Source organism: Arachnia rubra (genome assembly GCF_019973735.1).
Lineage (GTDB): Bacteria > Actinomycetota > Actinomycetes > Propionibacteriales > Propionibacteriaceae > Arachnia > Arachnia rubra.
This window is the reverse complement of sequence record NZ_AP024463.1, coordinates 2,854,081-2,867,112: the sequence shown is the minus strand read 5'-3', so window position 1 is coordinate 2,867,112 and position 13,032 is coordinate 2,854,081. Positions and strand designations below refer to the sequence as shown.

Here is a 13,032-nt window from a genome sequence, read left to right as displayed (position 1 = left end):
AGTCCGAGCCCTGCGATTTATCACCGTACTCACCCGCCGTGATAATAGGGGCGCTGGCGCTTTCGGAGGTGCCGCTTATTGGTTTTTCTGTGGAGCCGTCCGCGTGTGCCAGGGGCGTGGGTGGTCCGCAGACGGAGACCAGCAGTAGAGCTCCGCCGGTGGCTAATATTCGGCGCAAGAGACTCATCCATTTCCCTTTCGCTATGTACAGAAGACTGGAGTTTGCTCTTGCGAATCTCCAGTGTTGGTTGGCCGCCTCCGGCGGGCAGTCCCACTCGAAGACTTCATGCACAATAACCCGGACCGGTATAGGGAAGACAGTGCCTGGCGTGGCGATCCGCAGGAGTTGTGGCAGGGCCTCGCTCTAAGCGGCGTTAGCCCCGGCGTCGCAGGAGCGTGTAGGTCACCCCGCCGCCGCCGAGCACCACCAGGCCGCTGCCGGCGACGAGGAGCCCCAGCTTTGTGGACGTGCCTGCTGACTGGTCATCCTGTGAGGCGGTGCCGCCGGTGGGGGAGGCGGTGGCTGTTGTCGTCGGCTGGCCGGTGACATCACCTGCGACGTTGATGGAGAAGTAGATCTTCGTGGCCTGGTCCTTCAGGAACTGGGCTGTGCTCTCTGTGCCCAGGACGTAGTAATAGTACCCGCTCATCGAGAACCCCCGGCTCTTGTCGTCAGACATTGTGGGTGAGTCCCAGCGATTCCGGAATCGCACCTCGGGCACTTGATTGATCACGGGATCCTTCTGCTCTACCCCAGACTCCATGGAGACGGAATAATTGCTGACTCCAGATGACTTATTGGAGTTCATCTGGCTGAAATCCGGGGCATAGACGTCAGGTATCACGTTCACCATGGTGAGATTCCCGGCTTGGTTTATCAGCGATTGTGAGAGCTCCAGTTGGTCGAGGGAGAAGGTGCCCTGGCGGCCGTAGTCGATCCGGGTTTTGCAGAAGACCTTCTCGTTCGTCGTCACCTGGACGGCGTAGGATCCCGAGGACAGTTCCACAGCGTCATCGAAGCTGGTTCCCCCGGTGACTGGCTGTGGGGTGTCGGTGCCCTTGGGAGCCGGTGAGCTGGAGCCGTCCTTGGGCACCTCGGGGACTCCGGCCGGGAGCTGATCGGCGTTCTCGGCTGGGGGTTCCTCGATCACTTGGATCTCGAAGGGCATCTCCCCTTTCGCCCCGGGGAAGCGCTCCACCCCCACCTTGTAGATCAGCTCATCGGCTCCGGCGCAGACTTTCTCCGTTGCCTCTGGGCTGGTCTTCTTGGGATCCAGCTGGAGCGCCAGCAGGGTTTTTGATAACTGAAGTCCGGGTTTCTCACGATCAACGGCATTCCCGCTTGAGGAATCGCACAGCTCATCATTGGGAGTAGATAGCTCGAAACGCCAGACAGTTCCACCATTAGATGCTGAGCCACCTTCATCGGGTTTCTGGACGATGGCGTTTACCCGGATTGACGAGTTCTTCCACTGCCGTTTGACCCGGTAGTGCAGTTCTGTCTTCTTCGGGTCTGAGGCAGGGGAGGCGTCGGTGTAACGGCCCGCAGTGAGCATGGGGGCGTTAGCCTGCTCGGAGGTGCCGTGTACCGGCTTGTCTGTGGGGTCATCCGCGTGGGCTGGGGGCATGACTGACCCGCTGGCAGAGACCAGCAGTAGAGCTCCGCTAGTGGCGAGCAGACGACGCAAGAGGCTCATCCGTCTCCCTTTCGCTTATGTGTAGTTACGCACTGGAGCCTGTTACTGCGAATCCCCAGCGCAGGCCGGTCTGGTTCTGGGCGGGTGATGCTGCTGTACCCTGCACAATAACTCGCGCTGGGCTCTCGGCGCTCGGTGTGTCCGGCAATTCATCAGCGTCCCGAGTCACATGTTCCGACGCCGGCGCCGCAGCAGCGCGTAGATCGCTGCGCCGCAGCCGAATACCACCAGCCCGCCGCCCGTGGCAAACAGCAACCGCTTCGTGGGATCCGCGACGTGGTATCGCGATGTGTCCTCGCCGTTTTCGTTGGGGGAGGGTGAGATTGTAGATGTCGGCTGCCCAGCGGCGTCGCCGGAGACCTTGATGGAGAAGTTGATCTTCCCAGGCTGGCCTTTCAAGAACTTGTCCGGGGCGAGACCAAGAACATAATAGTAATAGCCACCCATCGAGAATCCCTGGCTCTTGTCGTCAGACATCGTGGGTGAGTCCCAACGGTTCCGGAAGCGCACCTCGGGTACCTGATTGATTGTCGGCTCCGGATGGGCTACTCCATTTTTCTCGGAAACGAAATATTCAGTCGACTTCTTATCGGAGGAGTTCATCTTGGTGAAATCTGGGGCATAGACATCTGATGCCACGGAAGCCGACTCGCCGATGCCGGGGGCGTTGGCTATGGATGCCTGTGAGAGCTCTAGGCTATCCAGGGAGAAGATGCCCTGCTGGCCGTAGTCGATCCGGGTCTTGAAGAAGAGCTTCTCGCCTGGGATCACCTCGGTGCTGTAGGTTCCTGAAGGCAGCTCGGTGGCGTCATTGAAGCTGGCTCCCCCTACGATCGCTTGGGGGGTGCCGGAGGCTGGCGAGGTGACTGAATCTGAATTCGCCTGGGGGACCTCGGAGATCCCGGCCGGGAGCTGGTCGGCGTTGTCGGCGGGTGGTTCCTCCAGTACCCGGATCTCAAAGGGGTTTTCGTTCTTGTCTTGTGAGGCGCTGGGGCGACTCACCTTGTAGACCAGTTCGTCGGCCTCGGCGCATTTCGTCTCCTCGGAGCTTGGTGTTTCCTTGTGGGGGTCCCGCTGGAGTGCGAGCATGGTTGCTGACATCATGACCCCGGCTTTATCGCTATCAGCGGCGCCAGTCATTGATTTGCTGCATGTCGTGGCGTCGGGGGTAGACAGCTCAAAACTCCAGTTAGCTCTGACGATGGAGTCCATTAAACCTACTCCTGGCATCCGGGACACCGCGCTGACGCGGATGGTGGAGTTTTTCCACTGCCGTTTGATCCGGTAGTACCGGTCATCATTCTTGGGTTGTGCCGGCTTCGACACGTCGGTGTATTGGCCTGCCGTCAGGGTGGGTGCTTCCTCTTTGGTGGCGGTGCCGTGCACCGGAGTTCCCGCCACTGTGTAGGGCCGGGCGGTGCGGGTGCTGAGGTGCTGGAGGGTCGAGTCCAGGGCGCCGGCGTCCTGGGCGTCGTAGTAGGAACCGCCGCCCGCCTCGGCGATGCAGCTCAGCTGCTGGCGGGCTTTGTCTTCAACGCCGAATCCGACGGTGTCGATCTGGAGGCTGATGCCTCCTGCCACTAGTTCCCGGATCTCTTGGCAGGGGTCGGACGAGCAGGTCTCTTCGCCGTCGGAGACGAGGATGATATGCCGTTTGCCGTCATCCCCCAGGTCCTTGGCACCCTCCTTGAGGGAGTATGCGATGGGGGTGTCGCCGCGGGGCTGGAACTCATTGATGGCGCTGGTCAAGCCGGACTTGTCGAGCGCGGCGACCGGACGGGCCAGCCGGGAGTCGGTGCACGCCCCTGAGCTGCTGCCGCCGTCGTTGTCCGCCCCGTAGACCCTGAGACCCACCTGGGCATTGGCGGGAATGGCGTCGAGGCTGTGGGTGAGCGCCTTCTTGGCGGCGTCCATCTTGCTGCCGCCGGAGGGGTCGGGGTCCTTCATCGAACCGGAGGCATCCAGCATGAGCAAGATCTTGGGCGGGGCATCGTCTGCGTAGGAGACAGTCGGGGCGGGGCAGTGGATGGAGGCCAGCAGCATGGCCCCGCAGGCTGCTGCTATGCGGTGGGATCGGGTCATCGGCTTACCTCCTTGCTCCGTATTCGCAATCGCGAATCTACAATTTGCTTTTGCAAATGTCAAGGGGTGGCCGATGTTCCGCTGCCCTGCCTGGCTCTGTTACGACGTGGCTTGGTACTCGGTTTCTGTCGGAGTCAGCGTCGTTCCACTCGCGCCAGCTGGATGTTGTCCAGCCTGAAGGTCGCGAGGTCGATCCAGTCGCCGTCGAAGGTGAACTCCGTGAAGGTGGCTGTGGGGTACCAGCTCCCCAGGCGGTCGGCCTGCCCGGGGCCGGCGGCTTGGCTGAGCTGGGCAGCCAGCGCGGGGACGGTGGGTGCGTGCCCGACGACCAGCAGCCCGGTGACGGTGGGGTCGGTCTCGCCGATGTGGCGCATCAGGGCGTCGGCGCCCTCGTAGTAGAGGTCGTCGAGATACTCGGCGGGAGTCTCAAGGCCGAGGGCTGCGAAAGTTTGCCGGGCCCGGGTGGCGGTCGAGACCAGTGCGTGCTCCACACCGAGTTCGCGCAGCAGCACCCCCGCTTCCTGAGCATCCTGGATGCCTGCGGGCAGCAGTTCCCGTGAGTGGTCTCCCCGGGGGTGGCTTGCCTGGGTCTTCGCGTGGCGCATCAGCACAAGTCGTCGCATGGGCCGAGTCTAGAGGTTCTGCCAAATCGAAGCTCACTAGCGAAGACAGCGGGAGCTGCGGACACCATCCTTGGCGGGTAGCGCTACCGCAAAGCGAGGCTTTGGCGGTCGGGCCGAAGTACCTGTTCGAGGTCTCTTTTACCTGGCGGATTCGGAAAAGGAAGACCAGAGCGAGAAGCCAACCGCTATGCCCGCTAACTGCAGTAGTGTCCACACCCCGACCATCCAGAGATACCGGCGCCTGTATGGCGCGCCGGGTGGGGTCAGCAAAGTCATGACCAAAGCCACCAGCGTCAGCATCAGGGAGACGGGCAAGGCGGGGTAGTAGGCAACCACACTGGCGCACAGTGGAACTAGGATCCAGGCAGGCGACGATGGCCGCCAGGCCCTCTTGGGATGAACTTTCAAATCTGTCATGGCATTCCTCCCGGTCTGCTATGAAGACGCATTCTTCTTGCTAGGGCTCGAAGACGCCCTGGCTCAGGTCGCCGGCTTTCTCGCGACCATCAGGTCGCGGCGGATGGAGGAGTCGACGCGGTGCGCGAAATGCTCCCATGCGCCCCCCGCCATGACCTCCAGGCCTGCTGACTCCAGCAGTGCCGCCAGGTTCTCGCGGGGCATCCCGAGGGTGTTCCAGCTCATGCCCAGCGTCCCTCCCGGATGCAGCTGCCCGGACCATACCGGGATCGTCTCTCGGAGCAGCTGCTCCGGGGTGCGCGACCGCTGCCCGCCCGAGGCGGCTCCGTGCACCACGCCGTAGGGGGCATCGGTGACGATCGCGTCGAAACGTTTCTTCCCGTACAGCGACCCCGACGAACGGGCGTCGCCGGTGAACACCGTCGCCAGCAGCTCCCGTTTGCCCAGGTTGATGCGCACGTCGAAACGCCGGCCGATGCGCTTGCCATCGCGCCGGACCGGCGTGACGTCGGCCTTGTGCTTCAGGCGTTTGCGGCGCAGATAGGTCTTGTAGAAGGCGGTCATCGCATCGAAGGCCTTGTCGTCGGCCTCCACGCCGAAGGCGTCACAGCCCGCGAGCAGCGCCGTCGAGACGGTGGTGCCGCGCCCCGCCATCGGGTCCAGCACCCGGTACGGCCTGGGCCGGCGCGCGGCTGCGACGGTGACGTTCAGCAGCAACCGGGTGAACTGCTCGTTGGTCTTGCCCTGGTACTTCGGGATGGTCACCAGGTCGTCGTCCAGGAGATCGACCTGGGGAAGGCCGACGGGCCGCAGCAGGTCGCCAGAACGCTCGAACAGCGCGAACGCCGCCGACTGCCGTGCGATCGCCGCCAGCTCGTCGCGCCCCAGGGGGTCGGCATCGAAGGCCAGGTAGTTGACCTCGGCCACCTCGGCCTGTCCGATCCCGGACGCGAAGGGCGCGGTGATCTCCAGCTCGGCGGCGGTCAGGGCAGCCGCCTCACCCGCGTAGACGCGGTTCGCAGACGGGTGACGAAGCAGCAGATAGGACGGCATGAGGTCAAGTGTGTCATGCCACAGCGGCAGGCATTTCACCACCGCGCTCCCTGGCGGAATCTCTGGTTCGCCTTTTTACTTCTCGTGGTCTGGCAATGTTTTCCCGACCTCGGCCAGTCTCATCTCAAGACTGGCGAGTAACCTCACCAAATCCGATATGAGGGTCTCAGGGGTAATTCCTGGTGCCCCCTGCTGCGTGCGTGCAAGGTACCCGGCGTGGACGGATTTCATCATCGCCGCCGTGTGCGGGGCCGTGGGCTGAAGCGCCGAGGCTATCTTGTCCAGGAACTCTGAAAAGTCTCCGCCAGCTCCTTGGTCGTATGGCTGTTTCGTCGGGTCTACCAATGGAAGATCACCTCAGGAAGAGTGCTTTCAGCCGGATGGCTGCCAGCCATATTCCGACCGCGGCCAGTGCGGCGAAGTAGAGGGCGTGACCGGCGGTGCCCCAGCTGACTGCTCCAGCGTTCAGGTCGCGCAGCATCTCGATGCCATGCCACAGCGGCAGGCACTTCACCACCGCGGCGATCGGCTCTGGATAGACGTCGACGGGATAGAAGGTGCCGGAGAACATGAACATCGGCATTAGCGCCAGCATGATCCAGTCCATCTGCTGGAAGGTCCGGCAGAACGACGTCGCCGCCATCGCGATGGCCGCGATCCCGAGCGCGATCAGCAGGCACACCGGGATCGCCAGCAGCACCCACCACGACCCCGCCAGCCCCAGCAGCACCATCACCGCGACGAAGCTCACAGCGTAGCTGCCGCCGCGCACCAGGGCGACGCAGATCTCACCCAGCGCGACGTCCAACGGTCCCAGCGAGGTACTCAGCATCGCCTCGTAGAGCTTGTCGAACTTCAGCTTCATGAACACGTTCCAGGTGGCGTCCATCACCGCGCCCATCATCGCGGAGCTCGCCAGCAGCGCGGGTGCGATCCAGGCCGCGTAGCTGACTCCCGGTCCCACCTGGCCGACCAATGTGCCGAGTCCCAGACCCATCGCCAGCAGGTAGAGCACCGGTTCCACAGCCCCCGAGGCCATCAGCAGGCTGTTCGCTCCCCAATTGGCCTTCAGTCCCCGGGCGGCGACCGTGAGGAATGCCGGTGAGGTCCGGGGGTGTTGCAGCAGGGACTGGCCGTCCGCCAGCTCACCCACGGAAGACGTCACGGGTGCTGTCCGCGTCCTGTTCCTGGTGTGTTCCTTGCCAGGGCGGGGCAGGACCCCGGTCAGCCGCAGATGGAAGATCCGCCGTGCGACCAGCAGCCCGCCGACGGTCAGCGCCGTCAGATAGGCGATGTGCACCGCGGGCAGCCAGGCGGGGGCGGCCTGCCCAAGGGTCCAGATCCGGGCCAGGTTCACCCCGTGCCACAGCGGCGATACCCAGCCGATGGGGTGCAGCCACCCGGGCAGCACGTCGAGGGGGAAATAGGTGCCGGAGAACAGCGTCAACGGCAGCGCCACCAGGCGGGAGAAGATCGAAAACTGGCCACGGTCCCGGTGCAGGCAGGACGTCCACGCCATCACCGGATTGCCGAACGCCCATGCCGTCAATACCGCCACCGGCAGCAGGATCAGCGCGCCGGCGGGCGTGACGGCGCCGAAGAGCAGCAGCACCGCCAGCACAGTGGTGCATTCGATCACGTAGCGTGCCGTCGATCCCAGCCAGTGCCCCTCCGCGAGCTGCGACGGTGTGGTCGGGGTGGAGGCCGCCGCCTGGTACAGCTCGTTCCATTTGAAATCCGCGTACACCCCGATGGTGTTCTCCATCTGCGCGGCATGCACCGTGGTCGACAGCAGTAGCGCAGGCGCCACGAACTGCAGGAAAGGCACGCCCAGCGCCCCGGGGCTGGCGGCGTCCACCACCACACCCAGGCCGACACCCAGCGCCAGCACCGTCAGCAGCGGCTCGATGGTTCCGATGGCGAACAGGCTCACCCACCAGGCGCGCAGCTGCAACACCACATTGCGGGCGTGATAGAAAGCGCCCCAGCGCGCGACCCGCGCCGCCTGGGCGTCGTGATGCATCACAGCCTGGGTCTCAGTCAATCAACGACCTCCCCGTCAGCCGCAGGAACACATCCTCCAGCGAGCAGCGCCGCACCAGCGACGAGTTCGGCTCCAGGCCGCGTTCCAGGACGGCGCGCAGCGCACCCTCACCGTCGGCAGCGTAGATCAGGACCCGGTCCGGCAGGGTCTCGATGCGGTCACCGACCCCGCTCAGCTGCGCGGCGGCGCTGGCGTTGCGGGTGGAGCCGAACCGCAGCTCCACGACCTCACGGCCCGCGTACTCCCGCACCAGGCCCGGTGGGGTACCCTCGGCGACGATCTGGCCGTGGTCGATGACGATCAGCCGGTCGCAGAGCTGTTCGGCCTCGTCCATGTGGTGGGTGGTCAGCACCAGGGTGGTGCCCTTCTCCTTCAGCTGGAACAGCCGGTCCCACAGGATGTGACGGGCCTGCGGGTCCAGGCCCGTGGTGGGTTCATCGAGGAGCACGATGCGCGGGTCGGAGACCAGCGCCCGGGAGATCGTCAGGCGGCGTTTCATGCCGCCCGACAGGTCGTCGACGCGCGAGTTGCGCTTCTCGGTGAGCTGCGCGAACTCGATGAGCTCCTCTGCCTTCGCGGCCAGCCAGCGTTTCGGCAGCCCGAAGTACCGGCCGTAGAAGATCAGGTTCTCGCGGACCGTCAGCTGGTCGTCGAGGCTGTCGTTCTGCGGTACCACGCCCAGATGGGCGCGAATCCGGGGACCCTGCTCGTTGGGATCCATCCCCAGGATGCGCAGCTGCCCGCCGGAGCGGTGGGAGACCCCGGCGATCATGCGCATCGTCGTGGACTTGCCCGCGCCGTTGGGGCCCAGCAGCCCGAAAGAGGTGCCAGGTGCTACCTCGAAGTCGATTCCTCGCACCGCCTCGAACTGCCCGTACGATTTACGCAGCCCCCTGGCCAGGATCACCGGATCAGTCACGAACCGAAACCCTACGCCAATTCCCGGCGTCTCAGGAGGTCCCAGCTATGGTCTACTGCTCCGGGAAGTCGATGTAACGTTCGACGTAGGCCCTTACCCTGGCCTGTGTCTCAGAGCCTCCGAAGCGGTCACGCAGGTGATCGACGATCGCATTCATCTTGGCATTCACCCATTTCAGATTGCAAAACAACGGCTCCAGGCGCAGCAGCATCGTGCCCGAGTGGTGGTATATGTCCAGGTGCTTGTTCTTGTTGTGCAACCGCACGTGTGCGATATCCCGGCGAGCGACCCGGTGCAGCTCCTTCTTGCCGTCGGAAACAAGGACGGTCTCATCGTCGATCCGTACCGTATAGGAGGGATAGAGAAGAGACACGAGGAAAGGCAGCCCTATGAGGGGAAGGACCACGAGATATGCGAAGGTATTGGATCCCCGGCGGTAGTGCACGTTGAAGTAGGGAAAGATCATGTACCCGAAGGCCGCGTCTGCCAGGATGTAGATCACTGAGATCAGTATCGCCAGTAGTGTCCTGCCCTTTGCGCGATGGCGCAGCTTGAAGGTCTGCACGGTGCTCCTTTTTCTTTTGTTTTTGCTGTTTGTTGCCGGCTGAATGCCGCAGCCTGTTGGGTTGTTTCCGGTCTGGCTATGCAGGCTGGACATGCCGTCCTGCGGTGTGGCTAGGGGTTTAAAACGATTGTAGGGCAGGGGGAGGTCACCGCTGGGCCGCCTTGTGGCACGCTGGGAGCCTGCGGTCGAGGTCGCGGAAACCCCCCAGATGCTGGGCTCTTACGCCAAGCTCACGTGAGTGGTGCCCGAAGGGAGCGTCCTTTTTCTTTCTTGAGATTTGGGTGGTGGTGCAACACAGCGCGTGGTTCATTGACGATATGCGGTATGGTCCTTCTGCCGAGCAGGGAGTGGTGTGTGTTTCCTTCTCCCCAGCGAGTAATCCGAACCCCCCGGGGACTGTTTTGAAGACGCGACGCAGAGGCAAACCCTCAGCCGTGACCCTGGCGCATTCGTATGGGTTTCGTGAAGAGATTACTTTCGAACACGGCCCAGCAGGCACCTGGCGGACGGGTCTGGGTGCTCGGATCGTGGAACTGTGCAAGTCACACAGCCCCTTCACCCTGTGGCGCTGGCCCCGTACTGAGGTCATCGCGGATGTGGAGTGACGCGGTTACGCCAGGTTCACGTGGTGGTGTTCAAAAGGCGTGCCCTTGGCTCGTTCGAGGGAGGCGAGGATCTCCTCCTCCGCGTCCTTGCGGTGCGTCCAGGTGGCTCCCTCGACGGACTTGCCGGGCTCCAGGTCCTTGTAGACGCTGAAGAAGTGCTCGATCTCCAGGAGGATGTGCTCAGCCACGGAGTCGAGGTCCTTCAGGTGACTGCGGCGGGTGTCCGCGGTCGGCACGCACAGCACCTTGTCGTCGCCGCCCATCTCGTCGGTCATGCGGAACATCGCGACGGCGTAGCACTCGATCAAGCATCCCGGGAAGGTAGGTTCGGCGCCGATCACCATCGCGTCGAGGGGGTCGCCGTCCAGGCCAAGGGTGCCTTCGATGAAGCCGTAGTCGTAAGGGTACTGGGTGGAGGTGAACAGGGTCCGGTCCAGGCGGATGCGTCCCGTCAGATGGTCCATCTCGTACTTGTTCTTGGTGCCCTTCGGGATCTCCACCGTGACGTCGAACAGCACCCGGTTCTCGGGGTTGAAGATCTCGATGCTCTCGATGACGTCGTCACTCACTGGGTCCGCTCCTATGATTGATCCACCGCCGCCTCGTGGCGACCCGTGATCAAGCACTTTACCGGAGAAGGAGCGCCGATTTGACCTCCCGCAACATCCCGTGGCGTCCTGTGATCATCTGGGGGGTGGTGGGGGCGTTGCTGACGGCCGCTTTCATCGTGGTGGTTTTCCGTGGCACGGTCTTTACCATGGCTGGGGAGGACACCCCGGCGCCCACCCCCCCGGCTTCCGCGACGCCGTCACCGACACCGGCTCCAACGCCCGCAGGACCCATCGCCTCGGCTTCCGAGGCCGCCCCGGGCACGCTGCCCGACCGCGCGACCCTGGAGCAGCGCATCAACTCCCTCGACATCGCGGCGCTCACGAAGGGCGTCCAGGACGGTGGGTCGTTAACCCTGGCCTATCAGGTGCTCGACGTCGAGAGCGGTGAGGTGCTGGCCGCGTCGAATGCCGACCAGCCGCTGGTTCCCGCGTCGAACACGAAGCTGTTGACGCTCACCTCCCTGCTGTCGGTCTTCGACGGCACCGAGACCTTCGACACCACCGTCGTCTCACCGGCCCCCGGGCAGCTGGTGCTGGTGGGCGGCGGCGACCCGCTGCTCGCCTCCGCCGCCTCCGACGCCTACCCGAAGCGGGCCTCGCTGGAGGAGCTCGCCGCCAGGACCGCCCAGAAGCTGAAGTCGCAGGGTGTGGAGAAGGTGACACTGGGCTACGACGCCTCCCTGTTCCAGGAGTCGTGGGCGACCACCTGGCCGTCGAGCTACCGTGACCAGGTGACCCCGATCTCCGCGCTCTGGGCGGACGAGGGAATGGACGCCAGCCAGGCCCGCTCCACCGACCCCGCCGGTGATGCCGCCCGCATCTTCGCCAGCCAGCTGACCGCGCAGGGCGTGGCGGTCGACGGCACCCCCGCCAGCGCGGCGGCGTCCGGCGAGGAGGTCGCGAAGGTATCCTCGCCGGGTGTCCACGCCATGGCCGCGGCCGCGATGGAGGCTTCCAACAACTCCTTCACGGAGGTCCTGGGCATGCAGCTGGCCCACAGGCTCGGGAAACCCACGACCTTCGCGGGCACGGCCGCGGCCGTGCAGGAGGAGCTGACCAGCCTCGGGCTGTGGCATGAGGGCGCGGTGCTGCACGACGGTTCCGGCCTCACCCGCGAGAACCATGTCACCGCGTCGATGCTGGCTGGGGTCGTCCGGTACGTGATGACGACCCCCAAATCGTCCATCGTGCAGGAGGGTTTCCCCATCGCGGGGGTATCGGGGTCGCTGGCGAAGCGGTTCGAGGACGAGGCCTCCGCGCCGGGACGCGGCGTCGTGCGGGCCAAGACGGGCACCCTGTCGCTGGTGTCCACCCTCGCCGGGACCACCGTGACCGCTGACGGGCGCGAGGTGGCCATGGCGTTCATGATGAACGGGTCCACCGACGGCTGGGCGGCCCAGGTGTGGAGCGACCAGGCGGCGAGCCTGGTCACGGGGTGCGGCTGCTGATGCAGCGCCGTCCCCATGTCCTGTGGCCGCTGGCGCTGGCCGTGCAGCGGCTCTGCAGCGACCCAGGGCCCAGGGTCTCGCGCCCGGAGGCGCTGAGCGCCGTCGCCGCTCTCAGGCTGGCGGCCCGGCGGGCTGGTGGCCTTGCGGTCGAGTACTCGCAGCTGAGCGGCCCGGCCGCCGCGGACGTCGTGGTCGTGGACCGTCCCGGATGGTCGAGACGGGCTAGCGGCATGGTCGATGACATGCTGCGCAGGCTGCCTCTTGAGGCGCGGCCACCGGGCGTGCGGCGTCTCCTCTGCGGGATCGGCTATGGCCTCGCCGCCGGGGCGATGCTGACGGCGGTGGGACGGGGACTGCTCGGCCAGTACGACCCCTATGCGGACCGCCTGATGCTGGTGGCACCGGGCATCGTCGAGGTGCAGCGCAGCCGGGGTTTTGCCGACGGCGACTTCCGGCTGTGGGTGGCGCTTCACGAACAGACCCACGCGGTGCAGTTCAACTCGGCGCCCTGGCTGCTCGCACACCTCCAGGACCTGATCGCTGCGCTCTCACTCGACGACCCCTCCCCGGTGGATGTGGCCTCCGGGATCAGGGCGGGCCGGGGGGTGATGTCGCTGCTGGCCACCGCCGAGGGGCAGCGCCACCTGGACGCGTTGACCGCCACCATGACTCTCCTGGAGGGCCATGCCGACCTGGTGGCGGATGCGGCGGGAGCCCGCCACGTGCCATCGGCGCGGGCGTTGCGGCGGGCCTTCGCCAGGACCCAGACGAGCAGCGGATGGCTGCGGCTGCTACCCGGTCTTGACAAGGCCGTCCAGTATCGCGATGGCCTGGCTTTCTGCCAGCGTGTCTCAGCTGATGTGGGGATGTCGGGGCTGGCGGCGGCCTTCGCGGTGCCCGCCAACCTGCCGAGCCTGGCCGAGATCACCGACCCCGCTGCCTGGGTGGCCAGGGTCCATGGCTGAGGG

Annotated in this window: 10 protein-coding genes; 2 read left to right on the top strand and 8 right to left on the bottom strand. The window is 65.0% G+C overall.

The window, feature by feature from the left end; genetic code table 11:
• Positions 1–374: 374 nt before the first annotated feature.
• The 8 genes from SK1NUM_RS13080 to SK1NUM_RS13045 form a co-directional block, all read right to left on the bottom strand.
• Entirely contained in the window at positions 375–1,697 is a 1,323-nt protein-coding gene (locus tag SK1NUM_RS13080; RefSeq protein ID WP_212322873.1) for a hypothetical protein, read from the bottom strand.
• Between the two features lie 165 nt (positions 1,698–1,862).
• Entirely contained in the window at positions 1,863–3,779 is a 1,917-nt protein-coding gene (locus tag SK1NUM_RS13075) for a vWA domain-containing protein (protein ID WP_212322871.1), read from the bottom strand.
• A 134-nt stretch (positions 3,780–3,913) separates the two neighbouring features.
• Positions 3,914–4,402 (bottom strand): SixA phosphatase family protein, encoded by a 489-nt coding sequence (locus SK1NUM_RS13070; protein ID WP_212322869.1) that lies wholly within the window; start codon positions 4,400–4,402, stop codon positions 3,914–3,916.
• A 480-nt stretch (positions 4,403–4,882) separates the two neighbouring features.
• Entirely contained in the window at positions 4,883–5,872 is a 990-nt protein-coding gene (locus SK1NUM_RS13065) for a TRM11 family SAM-dependent methyltransferase (RefSeq protein WP_212327831.1), read from the bottom strand.
• A gap of 352 nt (positions 5,873–6,224) precedes the next feature.
• Complete coding sequence (locus SK1NUM_RS13060; protein WP_212322867.1) at positions 6,225–7,916, bottom strand: ABC transporter permease; 1,692 nt, start codon at positions 7,914–7,916, stop codon at positions 6,225–6,227.
• Positions 7,909–8,835, bottom strand: coding sequence for an ABC transporter ATP-binding protein (locus SK1NUM_RS13055; RefSeq protein ID WP_212322865.1), 927 nt, complete (start codon positions 8,833–8,835; stop codon positions 7,909–7,911). The genes SK1NUM_RS13060 and SK1NUM_RS13055 overlap by 8 nt, the downstream gene beginning before the upstream one ends.
• Positions 8,836–8,887: 52 nt before the next feature.
• The gene (locus SK1NUM_RS13050; RefSeq protein ID WP_212322863.1) at positions 8,888–9,400 is read right to left on the bottom strand and encodes a hypothetical protein; all 513 of its coding nucleotides are present in this window, start codon (positions 9,398–9,400) and stop codon (positions 8,888–8,890) included.
• Between the two features lie 610 nt (positions 9,401–10,010).
• Entirely contained in the window at positions 10,011–10,559 is a 549-nt protein-coding gene (locus SK1NUM_RS13045; protein ID WP_396020940.1) for an inorganic diphosphatase, read from the bottom strand.
• A gap of 95 nt (positions 10,560–10,654) precedes the next feature.
• On the opposite strand from SK1NUM_RS13045, the gene dacB reads away from it, so the two are divergent.
• Positions 10,655–12,064 carry a D-alanyl-D-alanine carboxypeptidase/D-alanyl-D-alanine endopeptidase gene (gene dacB, locus SK1NUM_RS13040; RefSeq protein ID WP_212322862.1) on the top strand — a complete coding sequence of 470 codons (1,410 nt, stop codon included), beginning with the start codon at positions 10,655–10,657 and terminating at the stop codon, positions 12,062–12,064.
• Positions 12,019–13,029: a zinc-dependent metalloprotease gene (locus tag SK1NUM_RS13035; protein WP_212322860.1), complete on the top strand. Its 1,011-nt coding sequence runs from the start codon at positions 12,019–12,021 to the stop codon at positions 13,027–13,029. Before dacB ends, SK1NUM_RS13035 begins: the two co-directional genes overlap by 46 nt.
• Positions 13,030–13,032 lie beyond the last annotated feature (3 nt).

Bases quoted from the DNA above. Each gene is read 5' to 3' on its own strand.
- SK1NUM_RS13070 (WP_212322869.1), bottom strand. From the start codon at position 4,402: ATGCGACGACTTGTGCTGATGCGCCACGCGAAGACCCAGGCAAGCCAC.
- SK1NUM_RS13065 (WP_212327831.1), bottom strand. From the start codon at position 5,872: ATGCCGTCCTATCTGCTGCTTCGTCACCCGTCTGCGAACCGCGTCTAC.
- SK1NUM_RS13075 (WP_212322871.1), bottom strand. From the start codon at position 3,779: ATGACCCGATCCCACCGCATAGCAGCAGCCTGCGGGGCCATGCTGCTG.
- SK1NUM_RS13080 (WP_212322873.1), bottom strand. From the start codon at position 1,697: ATGAGCCTCTTGCGTCGTCTGCTCGCCACTAGCGGAGCTCTACTGCTG.